Below are 22,668 nucleotides of genomic sequence, written 5' to 3' on the forward strand. Positions count from 1 at the left end.
CCCTATAAACAGATTTTCACCACAGTAAAAATGTACAGAAAATTCTTTCTTTTATGTCAATTGATTAATTCTTAAAAATAGGTGTCATAAAGAAATTTTTATAGTCCCTTTATAACACCTGTCATAATACAAAATCACTCTGGCAATGCCCTTTTATTTACTTTTCCAATTGGGGTAACTGGTATTTTATCTATCCTCATTATTATCGTTGGAATCATATATGGAGGTAAATGCTCATTTAAATATTCTCTAACTGTTATGTCATTTATTTTTTCGCTATCATCATCATCAATCACATAATATGCACATATATACATATCTCCGTCCTCATTTGTTCTTGATATACAGACAACACTTTTAATTTCTGCAATATTGTTTATTATGTTTTCAATCTCATACAACTCTATTCTAAATTCATCAATTTTTACTTGATTATCCATCCTACCAATATAATCTAAGTTTCCATCATCTAACCATCTTACCAAATCACCAGTCCTATACATTAATTTATTGTGTTCACAAGTTTTGTAAGGATTTTCTACAAATACTTGCTCTGTTAACCCTTTTTTATTTAAATAGCCTCTTGATATTTGGATTCCTGATAAACAGAGTTCTCCTGGAACTCCAATTGGACATAGTTTATTTTTTTTATCTAATACATATGCATAAGTATTAAAGATTGGCTTACCTATTGGTATTTTCCCATACTCTTTATCCACATGAAAAGAAGTTGATACAACAGTAAATTCTGTTGGTCCATACTCATTATATAACTCATAGTTACGTTTTCTATATCCTTTTAATCTTTCTCCTCCAGTCTGCACAACCCTAAGTGAACTATTGTTACAGTTTTGTATAAATAATCTTGCAAACGCTGTTGGTAATGCTAATATAGTTATATCATTTTCCTCACAATACTCATTTACTGTATATTCATCAAATTTTGCTTCTTCTGGCATAATGTTTATTGAAGCACCCATCAATAGATATGGAAATAGTTGTTTCATTACAGCATCAAAACTAAAACTTAAATATATTCCACATCTATCATTTTCTGTAGCACTTATAGCTTCTATACTATAATAACACATGTTTACTAAACTCTTATGCTCTATAGCTATAGTCTTTGGTCTACCAGTTGACCCTGATGTAGATATTGTATATGCACAGTTTGATGGTGTTATTTTTTCAGTTAAGTCATATCTGGTTTTAAATATGTCTTCATCATTTATATCAATTACTATTGTGTTTTCATTTATAACCTTACATCTAAGTTCGTCTGTAGTTATTACTACTTTTGCATTACTGTCTTCAAGAAGGTAATTTAATCTTTCTTCTGGATTACTTGTGTCTATCGGAAAGAATGCTCCTCCTGATTTCATAATTCCTATGGCTGTAACAATTATATTAATGTCTCTTGGCAACATTACAGCTACTATATCTTCACTTTTTACCCCTATATGATTTAAATAACCTGCAAGTCTATCAGTTAATTCATCAAGTTCTCTATATGTCAAATTTCTATTTTCATCTCTAGCACCTACATTATTAGGTGTTATCTCAACTTGTTTCCTAAATAAATCAATATAACTTCTGTCATATGGTATCTCACATTGATTATCATTAAAATCTTTCAATAATATTCTTTCTTCTTTTTTACATACAAATTCCAAATCTTCTATTAAAATATTGTTATTCCTTATTATCTGTTCTATTATATAATCAAATTGATTTAATATTCTTCTAATAGTTTCTCTTTTATATATAGATGGCTTATATTTTATTTTTATTTTTAATGCCCTTTTAGTATAAACTATTACAGATAAATCATATCCTTTTTTTTCTATGTCATAGTCATATGATAAATCAAAACTTTTAGCTACAAATATTGTATTTATAAGTTTAGTGTTCAAATGATTTTTATTCTCTATATCTGATAGTAAATAATATCCATATTCTAAAGACCTACTCCATTGCCTTTTCAATTTTTTTACAACATCTATAAATTTTTCGCTTTGTCTAACCTTAACTCTTATTGGAATTATATTTATTGTTTTTCCAAAAACTACATCATCTTCATATGTATACTTTTGTAATATCAGTCCATAGATAGTTTCTATAATAGAACTTATGCTTATATTATTCATTTTAGAATACTGAATTAATTTTTCATGTTTTTCAATATCAATCTTAAAAATTTCATCTACAACTTCGTCAGAACAATCTTTATAAAAAAAATCATTTGGAATTTTTGCTAGATTGGTATAATCATCTAGCAAATCCATCCAATAATTCATAGCTCGTTCTAAATTAACTTCATACATATCAAAATTCCCCCTTACTACTAAATCTATAGAAAAAATTCTTTTGGAATTTTATTTTTTTAAGTACAGAAATATATTAATAATACATATGCAAGCTCTAAACACATGAGCTTGCATAAACTTATACTTATATATTATGACTATTAAATTCGTAATATTTATAATGTTTAAAATATATTATAACACATATATGATTTTATTTTCTTACATTTATATAATATATAAATTATAAATTGTTATTTAATTAATGCATAATTATATTGTTTAGAATATGATATATTATATTAATTAAAATTTTATAAGAAGAAGTTATATTTATTGAAAGGAGTTTTACAAATGAACATTTATGCTCACAGAGGTTTTAGTGGAAAATATCCAGAAAACACTATTCTCGCTTTTAAAAAATGCTTAGATATGGATATATACGGAATAGAACTTGATGTTCACAAGACTAAAGATGGAAAAGTTGTAGTTATTCATGATGAAACAGTCGATAGAACTTTTAATGGACATGGTTTTGTAAAAGACCTTACTTTAAGAAAACTAAAAACCTTAAACTCATCCTTTGAAGGTTACCAAAACAATAAAGAATGTAAAATTCCAACTTTAGAAGAAGTATTAATTTTAATTTCGCCTACAGACTTAATCTTAAATATAGAACTAAAAACTGACAAAGTAAATTACACTAACATAGAAAAGGATGTTTTGAAACTTATTTTAAAATACAATATGAAAAATAGAGTTCTTATATCTAGTTTTAATAGTAATAGCTTAAAAAATTTTCATAAATTAGACCCCAGTATAAAAACAGCTTTATTGTGCTACTTGCCCATAAACAATGTAGTTGAATTTGCTAAATTTCTAGGAAATAGCTATCTTCATCCTCCTTTAATTCTAGTAAATGAATCTCTAGTTGAACTTTGTCACAAAAACTTACTAGGTGTCAATGTATATACTGTAAACGAAGAAGAAGATATGCTACACTGCCTAGCCCTTAATGTAGATGGTATTTTTACTAACTATCCAGATATAGCTTTAAAACTTTTACAATCAAAGCAATACAGCTAGTTATATAGTAGTTTATACTCCTTGACTTTTATATGATTAATATGTACAATTTTATTAAATTTAGCTTGGAGGTATACTTATGGATAACTTATTAAATGAATTTGAAGCTTTAAAAAGTAATTTAGATAATTTACCAATAGAAAAAATAGAAAATTACGATTTGAGTAAGACAGCTTTATTTATAATTGATGTAAATAATGGTTTTGCAAAACAAGGTGCCTTATACTCCCCTAGAGTAGAATCTTTGATAAAGCCAATTGAAATTTTCACAAAAAAAATATCAAATAAACTAAATAAAGTAATTGCATTTACTGATTGTCATACCCCCAAATCTATAGAACTTTTAAGTTATCCAGTTCACTGTTTAGAAAATGATGTGGAAAGTGAATTGGTTGATGAACTTAAATCTATAGAAAATCTACAAGTTCTACCTAAAAACTCTACTAACGGATTTTTCGCACTAGAAAATCTGAACTTTGATGGTATAGATAATATAATTATAGTTGGTGATTGCACAGATATATGTATATATCAATTTGCAATAACACTAAAATCTTATTTTAATCAATATGATATGAAAAAAAACATAGTTGTTCCTATGAATTTAGTAGACACTTATGACATTCCCAATGTTCATCCTGCGGAGATTTTAAACCTAGTATTTTTTAATAGTATGCTTCAAAATGGAGTTAATGTATTAAAAGAAATTCGTTTATAATAAATACTTTATATATTTGTATAGAGATACAGTTTTGATAATAAGATTATTCTATACAAATATTACTTAATACAATTAATTTAACATAACTAAAGTATGTAAATATAGAAATCGCAATTTAAATGTTCTTCTACATGTCTTCTGTAAGAGAAATTAAATTGCGATTTCTATTTTTTACATAATACTAATCAACTATACTGCTTCAATAGTTAAATTTATTTTTTAATAATCGTATTTATTTGTAGTTTCACACATAACTACTTTTATCTTTTTATTAAACATATTCTTATATTCTAATAAAAACTCATTTAATTCTGAGTCCATAAGATTTATTTTTTTATCACTACAAAGCATTATTTTTTCTTGATCTATTATTACATTAATATCATTTAAATCATTTTTTATGAATGTTGTTATACAACTCTTAGGTTGAATTTTTTCACCATATTTCTCATAAAATCCTGCACTCTTTTTAAACGATTCTAAATCTTCTGTAGATACTTTGCTGGAAGTATTATTACTCATAAAACCTGCTGTAGAAGGGTCGATTCCAAAGTTTCTAAGTTGTTTTTCTACTTCTTCAGTGTCCATACCATATCTTTCCATGAACTGTTTTTGTATTTTCATAAACTTTTCTTGAGATATGTCATTATCTTTCATATAATCAAATATTTTTCTTGAAAATTCAGCCATCGACATCTTTCCATCCATAACAGAAAAATATAAGTTATATATGTATTGCTCAAATTTATCTACATCAGAATCTTTAACTTTGTTTTTTAATTCGTTAAAGTCAATTATTCTATCATCAGACATTTTTTATCCTCCTAGCTAAATTTTTACTTGTATAAGATTATACCATACTTCTAATATATTTATATACACACTATTTTTTTAATTTAACCATTTTTTCTGTTGCATCTAATTCACACATTCTTCCTAAAGGAATAGTTATCATTGGTATACAGTGCCCAGATTGTAGATTATATATAGCTGGCTTATTAACCTTCTGTGCAAATTCCTCCAATAGTTCTATTAAATCATCTTCTTTGATACAGTTTTTAAAATCTCCAAAAATTATACCATTACATTCATCCAGTTTTCCTAAAGAATACAATTGAGTTAACATCCTGTCTAATTTATATTGACATTCTCCAATTTCTTCAATAAATAAAATTTTATCCTTTGCATCTATTTCATATTTAGTTCCTATTGTAGAAATTATTAGAGATAAGTTTCCTCCCATTATTATTCCCTCTGCTTTGCCTTCACATACAGTATAAATCTTTTCTTCTTTTGGATTTTCTAAATATAGCTCATCTTTAAATTCTAAAGCATCTACTAGAGATTTATAAGTAAATTCATCCCATTTTGCTACATCTGCTGCCATTATTCCATGATATGGTAAAAGACCACAATTTTTATAAAAAGCTAGATTTAAACCTGTTATATCAGAAAAACCTATAAATGGTTTAGGATTTTGTTTTATTATTTCATAATTTATTTTATCTAGTATTCTTGTTGTTCCATAACCTCCTCTTAAACACATAATCATATCTACTTCTTCATCTAGGAACATCTCTTCTATATCTCTTACTCTAATATCATCATTCCCAGCTAAATAACCTTTATAATTTAGTCCACAACTTTCAGAAAATTTAACTTCATAACCATACTTCTCTAAATTAAATTTTATTTCTTCTAGACTTGTATTTCTCAATGGTCCAGAAGGCGCAATTACTCCTAACATCTAAACACCTCTTATTCTAAAATGATATATTCTAATTTATGCTAAACCTCTCTACTATAATTATAAGACATTTTATTTATACTTGATACAGAATAATGATTTATATAGAATAATATAATTATAATAATGAAGAAAAATAAATTTTTAATATAGTTAGGATGTGTTTTATGATTAATATTAAAGCTCTTTGCCATGATATAAATGATTGGGTTATAGATATTCGAAGAGATTTACACAAAACTCCAGAACTTGGATTAGAAGAATTTCAAACTAAGAAAAAAATTATTAAGTATTTGGATGAAATAGGTATAAGTTATATTGAATATGAAAATCACACAGGATTGACTGCATATATAAATGTAAATCCAAACTTTGAGACAGTTGCTATAAGAGCTGATATAGATGCTTTGCCTATAACAGAAGAACTCAATCCACCTTATAAATCCATTAATCTAGGCAAAATGCACGCATGTGGCCATGATGCACATACTGCTATTTTACTTGGTACTTGTAATATACTATTTAAATTAAAGGATTATTTAAATGTAAATGTAAAGTTTTTTTTCCAACCTGCTGAAGAAACTATTGGTGGTGCCAAACTTATGATAGAAGATGGATGTATGAAAAATCCAGATGTAAATTATATATTTGGTCTTCATGTAAATCCCAATATTGATAAAAGTTTAATTGAACTAAAATACAATACTTTAAATGCATCAACAGATACACTTTGTATAACTGTATATGGCTCAAAATGTCATGGAGCTTATCCACATCAAGGTGTTGATGCCATAGTTATCTCTGCTCATATCATAACTGCTTTGCAAACAATTGTTAGCCGAAATACAAACCCTACTGATTCCGTAGTTATTTCTTTAGGAAAAATTGAAGGCGGAATTAAAGAAAATATAGTTTGTGATAAAGTTGTTATAAAAGGAACCTTAAGGACTTTAACCCAAGAAACCAGGGACTTTTCAAAAAAACGAATCAAAGAAGTTTGTGATTTTACTTGCAAAACATTTAGAGGAAAGATTGATGTTGAAATTGAAGAAGGTTATCCTGCCCTTATAAATTCAAATTCTCTTGTGAATTATGTTAAACAAAATGCAGTAGAATTATTTGGAAAAGAAAATATTTTGATTAAAGATACACCTACTCTTGGTGCTGAAGATTTTTCATATTTTTTGAAGTATTGTGAAGGTGCTTTTTATCACCTTGGTTGTGCAAATCAGGAAAAAAATATTAATTCTCCTCTTCATACAGCTACCTTTGATATTGATGAAGATTGTCTTATCACTGGCGTTATGCTTCATGCGAAAAATGTATTATCCTTTTAATCATATACTTCTATCTCCTTTTTATATTGACTCTCACATGGTGTTAGGGTTTACTCTAAAATTACAAATGACAAACCAAATAATTGGAGGTAATATTATGAAACAAAGTTTAGTAAATCCTATAGGAAAAATACGTGTTCAAGGTGAAGAAATTTCTATCGAATTGGATAAAAAGTATATACCTGCATTAAAAGAGCTTGATGAATTTAGTCATTTAAATGTAATCTGGTGGTTTGATGGATTTGATAACGTTGAAGCAAGAAGTATCTTAGAAACTCCAAAGCCTTATAAAAAAGCACCTGATGTTATGGGAATATTTGCAACAAGGTCACCTATTAGACCTAATCCAATAGCATTAACTACTGTACAAATTATTAGCATCGACCATGAGCATGGTACAATAAAAATTCCATATATTGATGCTAATGATAATAGCCCTGTTATCGACTTAAAACCATATACTCCAAGTATTGATAGAATTGAAAATCCATCAGTTCCTGAATGGTGCAATCATTGGCCTAAATGTGTAGAAAAATCAGAAGAATTTGATTGGGAAAATGAATTTGAATTTTAGTTTATTTAAAGTAGAGTATTAAATTAAGAGATTTTAATTTAATACTCTACTTTATTATATTTTAATTATATAAAGTATTCGTTGTATTTAATTTTCTTGAATTATATAATTGCTTTTATCCACTTTCATATTGGCAAATTATCTTGTATACTTAATGTAAATAATTATAAAGGAGAATACTCATGACAATATTTAGTCTACAAGCAGCAAATTTATTTGGATGGATAGCTATGGTTCTTGGCGTTATTATGTCAATTAATGATAGTAAAAAGCATTTGCCAAAATTTAAGAACTTAAACTATATTTTCTTTGCTTTTATGGGCTTATTCTATGCATTTACTTTATTTGCACTTGCCCAAAGTTTTACATCACATATATTTAGAATAGTAAATTGTATCATTTATATAATAGTTTTAATTGCATGCAATAAAGTTTCTACAAATAAAAATCTCAACAGTAGTTTTTGGACATTAGTAGGATTTTCAATAAATCCTATTTTAGCAATAATCATTGTATTTTTTATAAAAAACAAAAAATATAATTAGAACAAAATATTTTATTAAGGGTTATTTGATAACTACAAAATATACTTGAGTATATATTATTAGTTTATTATAACCCCCTAAATATCTTCTTTCTTACTAATTCTATAGAATGATTCTATAACTCAACTCTTTCTACTAATGTTAAAACGCTACAATCATTAAACAAGCTTAAAAATAATATCTATCAATGTTTTAAGTATGTTAAACTAGTAAATGTAGCTACTTCTATGTTACAATCTTATATAAATATTGTATATAGCAAAACTGGTCTAATAGATACTAATAGCGTTATATTTTTAATATCAGTTATTTTTCAGTTACAGATTTAATAATAATTAATAATGAGACATAATATTTTTCTGCCTTTTATTAATTGTATATTTACTGTTATCTATTGTTATCATTAATAATAAATTTAAGGGGGATTATATTATGAAGTTATATTTAAGTGCCGATATAGAAGGTACTTGTGGCATTGTAAATTGGGATGAAACAAAGCTTGAATGCGAATTTTCAGAGCACTATAGAACACAAATGAGTAAAGAAATAGCTTCTGCATGTAATGGAGCTACTCAGTCTGGTATGCAAGAAATACTTGTTAAAGATGCACATGATAGTGGCAGAAATATTAATCCAGATATTTTGCCTGAAAATGTCAAAATACTTAGAGGATGGACTAAAGACCCACTAGTTATGATGGCTGGGATTGATGAAAGTTTTGATGCATGTGTATTTACTGGTTATCATTCTGGAGCTACTTGTAATGGTAATCCACTTTCTCATACTATGGATATTGACTATGACTACTTTAAAATAAATGATGAGATAGCATCTGAATTTACTATAAATGCTTATGCTGCTGCATACTATAATGTTCCTGTGGCATTTTTAAGTGGAGATGAAATGCTTTGTGAAAGTGCAAAAAAACTAAACCCAAATATAATCACTGTTCCTGTTTCAAAAGGAATTGGAAATGGCTCAATTTCAATTCATCCAAATCTTGCACTAAAAAAAATAGAAGAAGGTGTTAGAGAATCTTTATCTGGAGATTTATCTAGACATTTAATAAAATTACCAAACAAGTTTAAAATTGAAATAAAGTTTAGAGAACATTACAAGGCTTTTAAAGCTTCTTTCTACCCAAATATGAAGAAAATAGATTCTCAAACAATACTATTTGAAACAGAAGATTATTATGAATTTTTAAGAATGTTGTTATTTATATAAATTTCATGTTATACATAAGGAGTTGATTGAGATAAGTAATAAAAGAAGGATTCCTTTAGGCGAATTTATTTCTGTATTTTTATTTTTTGCTGTTTTTTTTGGTATAACTTTTTGTATTTTCACTGTTATAGGAATTGGCTTCTTATCATTCTTAGGTTTTGAATATAAATCTCTTGGGTCTGTACTAATTTTCTTTTTAATATATTTTTGTATAACTACCCCAATTGATTTTCTATGCACTACCATTTTAGATATATTTAGATATGTAAACAAATTGCCGTATTCAATTTACAAATTTTGCGAATTTATAATTTATTTTATACTAACTTTTTTAGCTATGAACATAATTGATACATTTATGGGTTCAATAACGATTCCTTTAAGTACAGAAATTTTATTTGCCTTACTTTCTTATCTCTTATCTGAATGCATGGATTTTTTTGATAAAGATAAGAAAAAATCTTAATAAAAAGATAGATTACTTAATAGAAGATTTATATATTCCTATTATCTAATCTATCTTTATTTGTGTAATCTTTTATATTTAAAATATAGTTTCTTCTATTTCTTTAGTCATCTTTATAGCATCATCGAAAAATTTATCTATATGCACCACTTCATCACTCACTCTTGAATACTCTGCTGCAAATGCCATTATATGACTTTCTATAGCATCTTTTGCTGCTACTTTTCCTTTTTCTAAGTTTTTACTTGAAACTAATTTAATGAACTCAGCTATGAGATTTCTATCATATTCTTCTACCATATTTTTCTTATTTGATGGATTTATAACTACTTCTTCATTTTTTCCAAATTCTTTAATTCTTATCTCATTTTTATTTAAATCTCCACCAACTTCTCCATGACTAAACATCATCTTTATAGTTCTTCCATTTTCTTTAGTAAATGCACATAGATTAAAAGTAGCTGTTACTCCATTTTCAAATTGTAATATATTTACCATGTTATCTACAACATTATTATCACATCTGTAAACACATCTTCCATATGGGCTTGTTTCAAGTATCTTTAAAAGATTCTCTTTTGTAGGATTTATATGTACAGCTCTATTTATATTTCTGTCATTTTCTAGATAAATTTGTTTTGAAGAATATGGACATTTCTTTTCTACTAAACATTGAAGGCAATTCTGTGCCATTTCTCCCCCAGCATTTTCATTGTTAAGATGCTTTAAACTTCCAAATGCAGAGATTTTTTTACATCTACTACCTACCAAATATAATAGAATATCCATATCATGACAACTCTTCGCCAAAATCAAAGGGCTTGTCTCATTACTATTTCTCCAATTTCCTCTAGTAAAACTATGAGCAAAATGCCAATATCCTATATTCTCATTATATTGTATACTAACTAACTCTCCTAATTTTTTGCTTTCTACAATTTCTCTTAATTTATTGTAAAATGGAGAGTATCTAAGTACATGACAAATCATAAAAATCTTATCTTTATATTTATCACACAGGTCATTTATATGTACTAATCCATCTAAACTATTAGACATTGGTTTTTCCAATAATATATGATAACCCTTTTGAAGAGCTAAACTTGCTACGTCATAATGTCTATCATCATTTGTAGCTATTATGACTGCATCTGCCATTTTATCCTGTTTAAAGAATTCTTCTAGAGTTTCAAATACATTTTTGCTATTTAAGTTATACTTTTGTGCAAACAATTCACGTCTTCCTTCTTTAGGTTCTGCTACAGCAACTATCTCACATATATCAGAATTTTCATAAACATATGGAGCATACGCATATGTACCTCTATTACCTGCTCCAATCACAGCAACTTTTACTTTTTCCATACTTTAAATTATCCCCTTTATATTATTTCTACTACTTTATTATATTCTATTTTTATATATATTTGGATATTTTTGATAAAAGAAACAGCAGTTATAGTTTTTTACTTTTAACTGCTGTTTTGACTTAATATGCTATACCTTTTTAGCTTAATATTATTTATTTTTAATATAAACTTTGATACTATTTGTTCATTTATTTTGCTTGTCAATTTCTTTATCCAATTTGTCTAATTTTTTATTGTATAAAAACATATAAAATGCTGCTGAAAATACTATTACATATCCCACAATACTTAGTGTATCTGGATAAACATTAAACAAGAATATACTCAAGATTGCTGAAAATATTATATTACTATAGTCAAATATAGAAATTTCTTTGGCTGGCGCATACTTATATGCTAAAGTTATACCAAATTGACCTAAACTTGCAAATACTCCACCCAATAACAAATACACAAGTTGCATAAGAGTCATTGGTTCATACACTGCAAAAGCTATTGGTCCTACAGTAACTAATGAAAAAACTGAAAAGAAAAACACAATTGTATAATAATCTTCTCTATCTCCGAGAATTCTTAAACAAGTATATGCCATTGCTGCAAATACAGCTCCTGCAACGCCTCCTAGATATGGAATTACTTCAACACTAAATGTTGGTTTTATTATAAATAAAGCTCCTATAAATGCAATTATAATTGCCCCTATCTGTTTTATGTTTATTTTTTCTTTTAGAATAATTGCACAAAATATAACTACGAGAAAAGGACTCATTTTATTTAGCATATTAGCATCTGAAAGCATCAACTTATCAATTGCATAATAATTAAATATAACTCCTAAAGTTCCAAAGATTGACCTATATAAAAGAACCTTCATATTTTCTTTTTTACCTGTTAAACTTCCTTTATGTTTTATAATAAGCCAAAACGCTATTATAGCCGATACCAAGTTTCTAAAAAATACTTTTTGAAAACTTGGCAAATCGCCTGCCAGTTTTACAAATGCAGACATCATTGCAAAACCAAGAGCTGATGCCATTATAAACATTATACCTTTTATTCGATTTGATTTGATTGTACTACTCATATTTACCTCTTTTCTATAAAAATACATAAACCTATATTTAAAAACTACTTAAAAACTAAAATTTATAAATTGAAATAATAATTATCTAAATATTCCAATTTATACTATAATTAAAAGTATAAATTATGTCAAGTAACTAATAAACCTTTTCAATTAATAACAATAATAATTATAAGTAAAAAGTTATATCTTTTTATAGATTATTCTCCAAATATATAATATAATTCTATATAGTATAGACTTTTTTTAATTTATTATTTAGATTTTTAGTGGATTTTTTAATTATGGAGGTATTTAAAATATGGAAATAAAAAGATATGAAGGAACTGGAAGAATGAGTAGAGCTGTAGTTCACAACAATACAGTTTATTTATGTGGACAAACTCATGCTGAAGGAGGAGTAGTTGAGCAAACTACTGAAGTTTTAAATAAAATAGAAGATTTATTAAACAAATACGGTTCAGACAAACAACATTTACTATCTGTTACTATTTATTTAAGAGATATGAAAGACTTTGAAGCTATGAACTCTGTATGGGATGCTTGGGTTGAAAAAGGATTTGAACCTGCTAGAGCTTGTGTTGAAGCTAGACTTGCTAGAGAGCACTTATTAGTTGAAATGAGCGTTGTTGCGGCTACAAAATAATTTCTTTAACTTTAATAAGTAAATATAATCACTTTAACCTATAAGGAGATATAGTATTGATTTATACTATATCTCCTTATTATTTAATTTATTAATTTAATTATTTTCTATTGGCACTATCAATCTAGATGGGTATTTACTTCCATGATAAATTGTATTTTTTGCTTTTATATACTCAATACTGTTATAACCATCTTTAGTGTTACTATTTTGGAATATAAAGTTTTTTGCACTAGATGTTATATCTAACCTAATTCGATGTCCAGTTTTAAATGTATTTGATATTTTTGAAGTTGTTATTGTGAACTTATAAATTTCTCCTTCTTCCATAAATTCTGACTTATAAAAACTATTTCTGAATCTAGCACTTAGTATACCATCAGCTAATTTAATTGAGTTTCCATCTGAATCCACATCCATAATTTTTATGACCCAATCAGTATCTTTTGCAGAACTTGATGCAAAGAATTCCAACTTTATATCACCTGTTATAGTAAATTCTTCACTAAAAGCATCTGATGTATAACACAACATATCACTTCTTTTCTCCAAATCTTTATAATTATTTGGAACTCCCACTTCATTTTCTGACATATCAATCAACTGTATTGAAGGGTCTTTTGGATTATATATGTAGCTATCATAACTATATTTTGAACATTCTTCAAAAGATAGTTTTCCATCCCCTAAAGATGTATTAGCATTTCCACCACTTATTAAATAGATGCTTTTATCTATTTTATTTTCTATTGGCCAATTTTCTGCCATCTTCCATTCATTCGAACCTACTGAATAATACTCTATTGGAGCAGTCTTATCTATATCATTTTCTATTCCTTTTAAGTATTTATCAAACCATAATAGATAGTTATAGTCTACATCATACCTCAATGAATTATCTCCAAAAGGAATATCATTTATATCCCTTATAGTGTTTGAATTATGCATCCATGGACCTAATATAGCCTTTCTCTTTCCTCTTTCATAATTTTTTATTACATCCAAAGCTTCTGTAGTACCCATACCATTATCATCATACCATCCAGATATGACTAATGCAGGCACATTTATTTTATCTTTTTTTAGATGCCAATCCATCCTATCCCAATATTCATCCTTTTCTACTCTTTTTATCCACTCTTCTAAAAATTCTATTCTATATCCAAGTGCTTCAATAGGTATATTTTGTATTGGTCTTATATTTAAAACATCATCCCAGTCATCTCTTATCATTTTACTTCTATCAACTTTATTTCTTGATACCATAAATGCCCATGCAAGCATTCCAGATACAAAAGCTCCACCTTTTCTTGGTATATCAATGAAAGGGCTACCTGCTGTAACTATACTAATTAAAGCTTTTAGGTGTTTGTTTCCTGAAGATGCAGCTGCCCATTGAACATAACCAAGGTATGATGCTCCCAGCATTCCAACAACTTCATTTGACCATTCTTGTGCTACTATCCAATTTATAGTACTATCTCCATCTTCTCTTTCATATATCATAGGCTCCCACTTACCTTCTGATTCATTTCTTCCCCTGACATCTTGTATTACAACAGCATATCCCCTTTGTACATACTTATAATATATTTCTTTATCATTTTCTTTTCCATATGGAGTTCTCATAAGAATTGTGGGTACTTTTTTAGTAGAGTCTTCAAACTTAGGAAGATATACATCTGTAGAAAGTTTTATTCCATCTTTCATATCAATCATGTAATTTCCATCAAATTTTATAGGATATATCTCTTCATTTTCATGTGTTTTTTTCCACTCTTTTAATATCGTATAATCCTCATATCCATCCATAATTAATATAGTACAAGTTTCCCTAGACAAACATATAAATCCAACTACTTTATTATCCAAAACAATTACATCTAAAGGAAATTTTTTATTTCTTTGAACCCAGATATAGTCATTAAACTTAGAATATGTTTCTCCTAACTCATTTACAACTATACTTTTGTCTGTGTTTATTAAACTATTGCTATAAACATTAAATTTTTCAAATAAAAATTTCAAATCTATTTTTGTAAGATTTAAATAATATGTGCCTTCCTCTTTACTCATAGGTTTTATTTCTTCTATTTCATTTGTAAAAGGATTCAGCTTTTCAATAAGTAAAACTTCGTCAAATACTACATTACCACTATATAAACCAGATATATATAACTTAAACTTTCTCAATAAAGTCACCTCCTATAGACCAAGAAACATTTTTATTGCATATGCCACCGATATGCCTGCATAATTTCCTAATACTCCACCAATTACCCCCATAACTACAGCTACACTTACAAGCGAATTCCATTTTGCTGAAGCAGCTACTAAAGCTGATGTTGGACCATCAGCAATTGCTCCTACTATAGAAAGTATTACATATTGGTACTTTATCTTTAACATTCTAGTTACAAATAGATGGAAGGCAAATGAAGCAAATATTATGCTAAAGCAGTAAAACGTTATAGTAAAAGTTGAACCTAAAAACTCTTTTATATCTACTGAAAATCCTATTGTACATAAAAAGAATAATGCAACAAATAATCCTAAATCTAAATTACCCTTTAATTTTTTTACTGGTTTTAACTGAGCAATTATAATCGAAATTGTTGTAACTAAAAGAATTCTTGCTGCACTACTAAAACTTGAACTAAAATATCCTGAAAGTATTGTTGCAATCTCTGTAACAACAAAACCTATAGCCAACATCCAAGCAATATCTTTTATACTCCACTCTTTTGATTGCATAAATTCTTCGTTCTGGCAATCTTCTAATTCCGATTCTTCTACATGATATGGCCAAAACTTTTGAAATTTCTTCGAATTTTTTAATACTGCTGGAAGTGCAAACATAAATATTAATGTTGGAACTCCAATTACATAATCTGCTGCATTTGCTGCTGCTAGAGTCTGCCTACTTACATTAAGACCAGTTCCAATAGCTGTAAGATTAGCGCTTCCTCCAGTATATGTACCTACAAACATCCCTGCGACTTTCCATCCTTCTGATATTTCGCCTGCAAATACCAATCCAAATAAAAACGCCATTATGCTTACTGTCAATACTGCCACAAAAATTGCTATTAAAGGCTCTCTTGATAGCTTTGTCATTTCTTTTAAGTCAACACTCATCAACATTATAGTCATGGAAACTGGTATAGCATATGTAGAAATAGTTCCATATAATTCTGTACTTACTGGAACTACTTTTAAATTTGAAAGTATTATTCCCATTATGATTATTGTAAGTGCTGGTCCTAAGCTTTTAGTTACTTTATATTTTTGTAAGTAAAGTCCAAATGCAATCATAGCTGTCATTATTGCAAGTATACTACCTGTACTTGAAAAAAGTGTATTCATATTTAACCCCCTAATTTCATCATAAGTTCACTTCTATTCCTAAACCTGGTTTATTTACAAGATTCATAATATCTCCATCCATTTCAAATCCTCCAGATATACTTTCTAATTCTTCACAAAACATAAAACTATCAAGGTCAGCTTCTGTTATATTCTTCTTAGATGCTATTAAATTGGCTGCTGCTGTTATACCAATCCTTGTTTCAAGCATACATCCTAACATACAATTAACCCCACTTGCTTCAGCTATATTGTTGATTTTTATTGCAGGATAAATTCCGCCAGATTTCATTAACTTGATATTAAACGTATCAACTGCATTTTTCTTTATAGCTTTAATTGCATCTATTGGTGAATGTAATGACTCATCTATCATAATCTTGGTATTACTCTTATTTCTTATGTAGGCAGTTCCATCTAAATCCCAATGTGGAAGTGCTTGTTCAATCGCATCAACACCAAATTTTTCTAGTTTTTTGATAGTATTTATACTACTATTTACATTCCAACCTTGATTTGCATCTATTCTAATTCTTATATTATCTCCAACAGCTTCTCTAATTAATTTTACAGCTTCAATATCTTCTTCAGGTCTTATTCCAGCTTTAAGCTTCAATATTCTAAAACCTTCTCTAACTCTTCCCAGTGCTTCTTCCGCCATTTTCTCTGGTTTATCTATACCTATAGTTACATCTGTTTGAACTTTGTTATCATATCCTCCAAGAACCTTATAAAGAGGTACATTCATAATTTTACCTTTAAGGTCATACAAAGCTATATCAATTGCTGCTTTAGCAGAAGTATTACCTATTATGATTCCATCCATAATTGTATGTATAGTTTCAATATCCAATGGGTCTTTACCTATAAGTTCCTTCTTAAACATAATTAATATAGAAAGTACAGTATCTAAAGCTTCACCTGTAACTGCTGCAAGAGGAGCAGCTTCTCCAAATCCATAGTAACCTTCATCAGTCTCAATTTTTAAGATTATGCTCTCTCCATATTCAATTGTTCCAAACGAAACTACAACAGGCTTTCTTAATTTAATTCTTAATTTCTCAAATTTAATATCTGTTATTTTCATGTTAACCTCCTTATTTTTGAAGTAATAATTTAATTTTTTTACTTTTACACTTCAAATTATATTATTACTTCAATACTTCTGTCAATATAATTTACTGAAAATTTACTTTTTTCTAAAATATTCTACAATACCACCCTTTAAATTAATAATCATAAATTAAATTCTTCTGCATTATATTAATTCATCAATAATTTATTTTTATAAGATTTTATTTGCATCTCACTAATTGCTAATTCTTAAAATCTTCCATGCATCTTTCTTGCTACTACTTCTATGTTATGCTATAATTACTTTGTTTTAATCGAATATTTTGTATAAATTTTATTATTTGGAGGTTCTTATGCTAGGGGAAAAAATGAGAAATATAAGAAAAAACAAGAAAAAAACACTAAGTGATGTTTCCAAATTGACAGACTTATCTATAAGTTATATATCTCAAATCGAAAGAGATGCTATCGAACCATCCCTGTCTTCATTAAGAAAAATCGCTGAAGTTTTAGATACTCCTTTATATATGTTTATGGATGATAATAATACTGATGATTTAGTCATCAGAAAAGAAGATAGAGTTATGATGAAGTTTCCAAAAAGTGAAATGTTTTATGAGATAGTATCTCCAATGCCAACAGCTGATTTTGCACCTTCAATTTTACTTGTAGAATTTGAACTTAATCCAGAAAGTGAAGATGCTAAAGATTGTATCTATCATGCATCAGAGGAAATCATGGTAGTAACAAGTGGTATAGTTGATATTTGTATGGGTGAAAAAATAGTAAGATTAAATCCAGGGGACTCAACATTTATAAAAGCCAATGTACCTCATAAAATCATCAATCCAAGTAAAGATACAATAGCTCGTGGATATGGTGTTATATCACCTCCCATTTGGCCGATAAAGTCCAAGTAAATATCTATAATACAATTGTTTAATACTTAAAATGTTTAATACATAGAACCAAAACGTAAGCTCTTTTAAAATTAATGTATCTACTCAAATAAAAATAGCTATTTGACTAATTCAAACCATTTTAATAATGGCAAATAGTAAATAGCTATTTCTAAATTGTATTTTAAATTGTAACAAAAATTAATATTAATTAAATTTAAATTAAACCGCTATATCATTTAATACTTTGGCTTTAACAACTCTTATATTTTTCATACTTTTATATATATCTTGAATCTTATCTTCTTGTTCTCTCAATAATCTATGAGCTTCATATATATCTACAAACTCAAACTTTACTACATCATTTGGTTTTGCTTGTGACAACTTATATAAATCTACACTTATAACATTCCCTATTTTAGTATAGCCACCACTAGTCTGTCTATCTGATAGCATTATAATAGGTTTCCCATGTCCAGGTACTTGTATAGCTCCATAAGAAATACCATCAGAGATAATATCTGCTCCATTAAGGTGCTTTATACTCTCTCCATCTAGTCTACAACCCATTCTATCTATTTCATTTGTAACTTTGTATTCATTTGATAAGAATTTTTCTACTTCATCTTTAGAAAAAGCATCAAATTGAGGGCCTTTTACAATTCTCAGTACTATTTCTGAACTATAATTTGGAATATATTTTGAATTTAATTTTTTATTTATTGTAAAATCTTTTTCCTGAGCAAAAGTATTTATATAATCGCCTTTTTTAAGTGCTCTACCTTCAAATCCACCAATCTTAGCTCTTGTATAAGTTGATTTACTTCCCATTGCAAGTGGCACATCTATTCCACCAGCTATTGATACATATGCTCTAGCTCCTGATTTTACACCTCTAAATGATAATATGTCACCAGGATTTATTTGATATGACCTCCAATTTTGAATCTCTTTTCCATTTATTCTAGCTCCTAAATCTCCGCCAGTTACTGCTATTTGTGTATATTCATCAAAGGTAATTGTAGGACCTAACATTAGAACCTCCAAAGAAGCTTCATCTTCAGAATTTCCAACTAATATATTTCCTACTCTATGTGCATATTCGTCCATTGCTCCACACCCAGATACACCATATTGTCCATATCCAACTCTACCTCTGTCTTGTATTAATGTTTGGAAACCTCCTAATTCTACTTTAAATCCCATATATACCACTCCCTGCATTATCACTATTTTTAAACACTTAAATTATTTTTTTCAATTTCTATAAATTCATCTAAAGTTATTGGAACAAACTTTATAAAATCTCCAGCTCGAAGTAAAATTTGCTCTTCTCTATTTTCATCATATAGTTTTAAAGGTGTTCTCCCAATTATTTGCCATCCACCAGGGCTATCTATAGGATATACACCTGTCTGAGAACCAGCTATTCCCACACTTCCACCGTAAATTTTAATTCTTGGTACTTCTAATCTAGGTGTAGCTATTCTTTCATCCATTCCACCTAGATATGGAAATCCAGGAGTAAATCCTAACATATATATTAAATACTCTCTGCCTGTGTGTATATTTATGACTTCATCTACAGTCAGATTATTGTAGCTTGCAACAGTTTCAATATCTATACCAAATACCTTATCATAACATACTGGAATTTCATGCATTTTAGGTTTTGGTAGCTCTATACTTTCTAAATTATTTTCTATTTTTTTTAAACTCTCAATTAAACTATCAAAATCTATTTTCAAGGGATTGTAACTTATCATAAGTGACCTGTATGTTGGCACCATTTCTGTAACAATACCTTTAAGATTTGATATTTCTATCGCTCTCATAAACGAAATTACTTTTTTATTTATATCTTCTGATATCTCATTTCCAAATTCAGCAACTACTGCTTTGTCTCCTGATAGCAAGTATCTAGTTTCCATAAATGTCACCTCTTCTAAATTAAGCAAATAAAGTACTTAGACTACTAAGAGAAGTTATTCCTGCATAAGCAGATATTAAAACTACTATTAATCCAAATATCAAAAGCCATGTAGGATGTTTATAATCACCAACAATATCTTTTCTCTTAGATGCTATAAGCATTATTCCTAAAGTTATTGGAAGTATTAAACCATTTAAAGCACCTGCTAAAATTAATAGAGTTGCTGGTTTACCTATAAATGCCATTATAAGTGTTGATATAGCTATAAATGCTATTATAAAGTACTTTTCATTTTTTGCTATAAAAGGATTTAACGTCTTTAAGAAGGAAACTGATGTATAAGCAGCTCCTATAACTGATGTAATTGCAGCAGACCATAATACAAGCCCAAAGAATTTATATCCTATCGCTCCTGCACTAAACTTGAAAGCTGAAGCTGCTGGATTTTCTGGGTCAAGTTGAAGCCCTTTTGAAACTACTGCTAATATTGCTAAAAATAGAAGTACCCTCATCATAGTTGCAACCAATATCCCTAAAAGAGATGATTTAGTTATTTCTTTTATATTTTCTTCACCTGTTATTCCAGCATCTATTAATCTATGTCCTCCAGCAAATGTTATATATCCTCCAACACTTCCTCCAAGTAGAGTTATTATTGGAAATATCAATGTCTTTGGATTTTCTGGTTTTACCATTCTATAAACTGCTTCTCCAACAGGAGGATGATTTGATATTGCTACATATCCAACTATAATTATCATGCCTAATGCTAAAAACTTAGTTATCTTATCTACTAAAGAATTTGAATTCTTTGACATAAATACAAATATTGCTATTAACCCACTTAATATAGTTCCTAATGTCATATTCATATTAAACATTACATTCATACCAAGTGCAGCTCCACCAACATTTCCTATATTAAAAGCTAATCCACCAAGGCCTACTAAAAAAGCTACAAAGTAACCCAAGCCAGGTACTATTTTATTTGCTATATCTTGACCTCTAAGCCCTGATACACCAATTACTCTCCATACATTTACTTGAGCTCCTATAAAAAGGATAGTTGTAATTAATACTACAAATGAAAAACTTGGCCCAAAATCTTGAGTAAACTGTGCTGTCTGAGTTAAAAACCCTGGCCCAATTGCTGATGTTGCCATTATAAATGCGGCTCCTATAAGTGCCCCAACGTCTTTTTTACCTTTTTCTTTATCAGTAATATTTTTTGTACTCATATTTTATTTCCCCCTCATATTATCAACCTTACAATATGTCCTCTGATGAACAAACTTCCATATTTTCTAATGGACAAACTTCTATACTTTCTAATTCAAAACGTTTTCTTATTTCTTTAACAAACTCTATTGCCTTTGGATTGTCTCCATGCACACATATAGAGTCTGCTTTAATATGTATAATTTCACCAGTTATAGTTTCCACTGTTCCTTCTTTTACCATCTTAACAACTCTATCTATTGCAGTTTCTGTATCATGTATAACGGCTCCTTCTACATTTCTTGGAACCAAAAAACCGTTGCTATCATAGGCTCTATCTGCAAATACTTCATTTGCAAACTTAAGTCCAATCTCTTTAGCTGAACTTATCATTTCACTATTATATAGCCCTAACAAAGTAATATCTTTATTAACTTCATATATAGCTTCACAAATAGCCATGGCTAAATTTTTATCTTTTGCAGCCATATTGTATAAAGCTCCATGTGGCTTTACATGCTGTATATTACATCCATTTGAACTTGCAAATGCCATTAATGCTCCCAATTGATACTTTGTATAATCTTTAGCTTCTTGTTTTGTTATTTTCATCTCACGTCTTCCAAATCCTATTAAATCTAAAAAACCTGGATGTGCTCCTATTTTAACTCCATTTTCTTTGGCAAGTTTTACTGTTTTATCCATGTGACTAGGATCTCCTGCATGAAATCCACAGGCTATATTAGCTGATGAAATATATTTTAAGACTTCTTCATCTAAACCAATCTTATATGTTCCAAAACTTTCTCCTAAATCGCTATTTAAATCTACTTTATACAATTTATGACCCCCCTTGCTAACATTTTGATAGAATAAGTAGTTTTAATTTTTAAATTTTGTTTATTATATATATTGCATGAAATATTTTATTACTTGTATGCATTTTTATTTTTCCAACTATTTCAATACATTTAATTAATATAATTTTACCATTTAAGGAATTTTTTTGCAATTATTTTAAATCGACATTCATTTGTAGTTCTTTTTCAAAAAACATTTTTCCTAT

General features: G+C 28.1%; 21 protein-coding genes. 9 read left to right on the forward strand and 12 right to left on the reverse strand.

Annotation, left to right across the window (positions count from 1 at the left end):
• Positions 1–134: 134 nt before the first annotated feature.
• Positions 135–2,324 (reverse strand): amino acid adenylation domain-containing protein, encoded by a 2,190-nt coding sequence (locus tag KGF36_RS04430; protein WP_227854572.1) that lies wholly within the window; start codon positions 2,322–2,324, stop codon positions 135–137.
• Positions 2,325–2,660: 336 nt separating this feature from the next.
• On the opposite strand from KGF36_RS04430, the gene KGF36_RS04435 reads away from it, so the two are divergent.
• Both KGF36_RS04435 and KGF36_RS04440 read left to right on the forward strand, forming a co-directional pair.
• On the forward strand, positions 2,661–3,392 hold the full coding sequence (locus KGF36_RS04435) for a glycerophosphodiester phosphodiesterase (RefSeq protein ID WP_227827272.1): 732 nt from the start codon (positions 2,661–2,663) through the stop codon (positions 3,390–3,392).
• Between the two features lie 79 nt (positions 3,393–3,471).
• Positions 3,472–4,110, forward strand: a complete 639-nt coding sequence (locus KGF36_RS04440) for an isochorismatase family cysteine hydrolase (RefSeq protein ID WP_227827271.1) — start codon at positions 3,472–3,474, stop codon at positions 4,108–4,110.
• A gap of 222 nt (positions 4,111–4,332) precedes the next feature.
• Here the strand turns inward: KGF36_RS04440 and KGF36_RS04445 are convergent, their stop codons facing one another.
• Both KGF36_RS04445 and KGF36_RS04450 read right to left on the reverse strand, forming a co-directional pair.
• The gene (locus KGF36_RS04445; protein WP_227434304.1) at positions 4,333–4,926 is read right to left on the reverse strand and encodes a DUF3867 domain-containing protein; all 594 of its coding nucleotides are present in this window, start codon (positions 4,924–4,926) and stop codon (positions 4,333–4,335) included.
• Between the two features lie 70 nt (positions 4,927–4,996).
• The gene (locus tag KGF36_RS04450; RefSeq protein WP_227827270.1) at positions 4,997–5,860 is read right to left on the reverse strand and encodes a S66 peptidase family protein; all 864 of its coding nucleotides are present in this window, start codon (positions 5,858–5,860) and stop codon (positions 4,997–4,999) included.
• Positions 5,861–6,027: 167 nt separating this feature from the next.
• Here KGF36_RS04450 and KGF36_RS04455 point away from each other — a divergent pair, with 167 nt between their 5' ends.
• The 5 genes from KGF36_RS04455 (at position 6,028) to KGF36_RS04475 (ending at position 10,009) form a co-directional block, all read left to right on the forward strand.
• On the forward strand, positions 6,028–7,197 hold the full coding sequence (locus KGF36_RS04455; protein WP_227841940.1) for a M20 metallopeptidase family protein: 1,170 nt from the start codon (positions 6,028–6,030) through the stop codon (positions 7,195–7,197).
• A gap of 97 nt (positions 7,198–7,294) precedes the next feature.
• Complete coding sequence (locus KGF36_RS04460) at positions 7,295–7,771, forward strand: SAM-dependent methyltransferase (RefSeq protein WP_227827268.1); 477 nt, start codon at positions 7,295–7,297, stop codon at positions 7,769–7,771.
• 182 nt (positions 7,772–7,953) lie between these two features.
• A complete protein-coding gene (locus KGF36_RS04465; protein WP_227827267.1) occupies positions 7,954–8,316 on the forward strand; it encodes a hypothetical protein in 363 nt (120 codons plus the stop codon).
• Positions 8,317–8,748: 432 nt separating this feature from the next.
• Positions 8,749–9,543 carry a M55 family metallopeptidase gene (locus KGF36_RS04470; protein WP_227827266.1) on the forward strand — a complete coding sequence of 265 codons (795 nt, stop codon included), beginning with the start codon at positions 8,749–8,751 and terminating at the stop codon, positions 9,541–9,543.
• Between the two features lie 22 nt (positions 9,544–9,565).
• Positions 9,566–10,009, forward strand: coding sequence for a regulatory YrvL family protein (locus KGF36_RS04475; RefSeq protein WP_227827265.1), 444 nt, complete (start codon positions 9,566–9,568; stop codon positions 10,007–10,009).
• A gap of 78 nt (positions 10,010–10,087) precedes the next feature.
• Here the strand turns inward: KGF36_RS04475 and KGF36_RS04480 are convergent, their stop codons facing one another.
• Both KGF36_RS04480 and KGF36_RS04485 read right to left on the reverse strand, forming a co-directional pair.
• On the reverse strand, positions 10,088–11,374 hold the full coding sequence (locus KGF36_RS04480; protein WP_227827264.1) for a Gfo/Idh/MocA family protein: 1,287 nt from the start codon (positions 11,372–11,374) through the stop codon (positions 10,088–10,090).
• Between the two features lie 189 nt (positions 11,375–11,563).
• Positions 11,564–12,463: a DMT family transporter gene (locus tag KGF36_RS04485; protein WP_227827263.1), complete on the reverse strand. Its 900-nt coding sequence runs from the start codon at positions 12,461–12,463 to the stop codon at positions 11,564–11,566.
• 301 nt (positions 12,464–12,764) lie between these two features.
• Between KGF36_RS04485 and KGF36_RS04490 the strand changes: the two genes are divergently transcribed.
• On the forward strand, positions 12,765–13,109 hold the full coding sequence (locus KGF36_RS04490) for a RidA family protein (RefSeq protein ID WP_227434296.1): 345 nt from the start codon (positions 12,765–12,767) through the stop codon (positions 13,107–13,109).
• 96 nt (positions 13,110–13,205) lie between these two features.
• On the opposite strand, the gene KGF36_RS04495 is transcribed toward KGF36_RS04490, so the two are convergent.
• Genes KGF36_RS04495 through KGF36_RS04505 form a run of 3 tightly spaced genes read right to left on the reverse strand, consistent with a single transcriptional unit; the run spans position 13,206 to position 17,562 of the window.
• Positions 13,206–15,302 (reverse strand): CocE/NonD family hydrolase, encoded by a 2,097-nt coding sequence (locus KGF36_RS04495; protein ID WP_227827262.1) that lies wholly within the window; start codon positions 15,300–15,302, stop codon positions 13,206–13,208.
• Positions 15,303–15,314: 12 nt separating this feature from the next.
• Positions 15,315–16,475, reverse strand: coding sequence for a DUF819 family protein (locus KGF36_RS04500; protein ID WP_227841942.1), 1,161 nt, complete (start codon positions 16,473–16,475; stop codon positions 15,315–15,317).
• Between the two features lie 19 nt (positions 16,476–16,494).
• On the reverse strand, positions 16,495–17,562 hold the full coding sequence (locus KGF36_RS04505; RefSeq protein ID WP_227841943.1) for a dipeptide epimerase: 1,068 nt from the start codon (positions 17,560–17,562) through the stop codon (positions 16,495–16,497).
• A 340-nt stretch (positions 17,563–17,902) separates the two neighbouring features.
• Between KGF36_RS04505 and KGF36_RS04510 the strand changes: the two genes are divergently transcribed.
• Positions 17,903–18,469 carry a helix-turn-helix domain-containing protein gene (locus KGF36_RS04510; RefSeq protein ID WP_227841944.1) on the forward strand — a complete coding sequence of 189 codons (567 nt, stop codon included), beginning with the start codon at positions 17,903–17,905 and terminating at the stop codon, positions 18,467–18,469.
• Positions 18,470–18,670: 201 nt separating this feature from the next.
• Here KGF36_RS04510 and KGF36_RS04515 read toward each other — a convergent pair whose 3' ends face one another.
• Genes KGF36_RS04515 through KGF36_RS04530 form a run of 4 tightly spaced genes read right to left on the reverse strand, consistent with a single transcriptional unit; the run spans position 18,671 to position 22,442 of the window.
• Positions 18,671–19,657, reverse strand: a complete 987-nt coding sequence (locus KGF36_RS04515; protein WP_227841945.1) for a biotin-dependent carboxyltransferase family protein — start codon at positions 19,655–19,657, stop codon at positions 18,671–18,673.
• Between the two features lie 29 nt (positions 19,658–19,686).
• Positions 19,687–20,382, reverse strand: a complete 696-nt coding sequence (gene pxpB, locus KGF36_RS04520; protein ID WP_227854573.1) for a 5-oxoprolinase subunit PxpB — start codon at positions 20,380–20,382, stop codon at positions 19,687–19,689.
• Positions 20,383–20,401: 19 nt separating this feature from the next.
• Positions 20,402–21,622, reverse strand: a complete 1,221-nt coding sequence (locus KGF36_RS04525) for an NRAMP family divalent metal transporter (protein ID WP_227827256.1) — start codon at positions 21,620–21,622, stop codon at positions 20,402–20,404.
• A gap of 28 nt (positions 21,623–21,650) precedes the next feature.
• Positions 21,651–22,442 (reverse strand): LamB/YcsF family protein, encoded by a 792-nt coding sequence (locus KGF36_RS04530; RefSeq protein ID WP_227827255.1) that lies wholly within the window; start codon positions 22,440–22,442, stop codon positions 21,651–21,653.
• Between the last annotated feature and the right edge of the window lie 226 nt (positions 22,443–22,668).

It is taken from the genome of Clostridioides sp. ZZV14-6009 (genome assembly GCF_020658095.1).
Classification (GTDB): Bacteria; Bacillota; Clostridia; order Peptostreptococcales; family Peptostreptococcaceae; genus Clostridioides.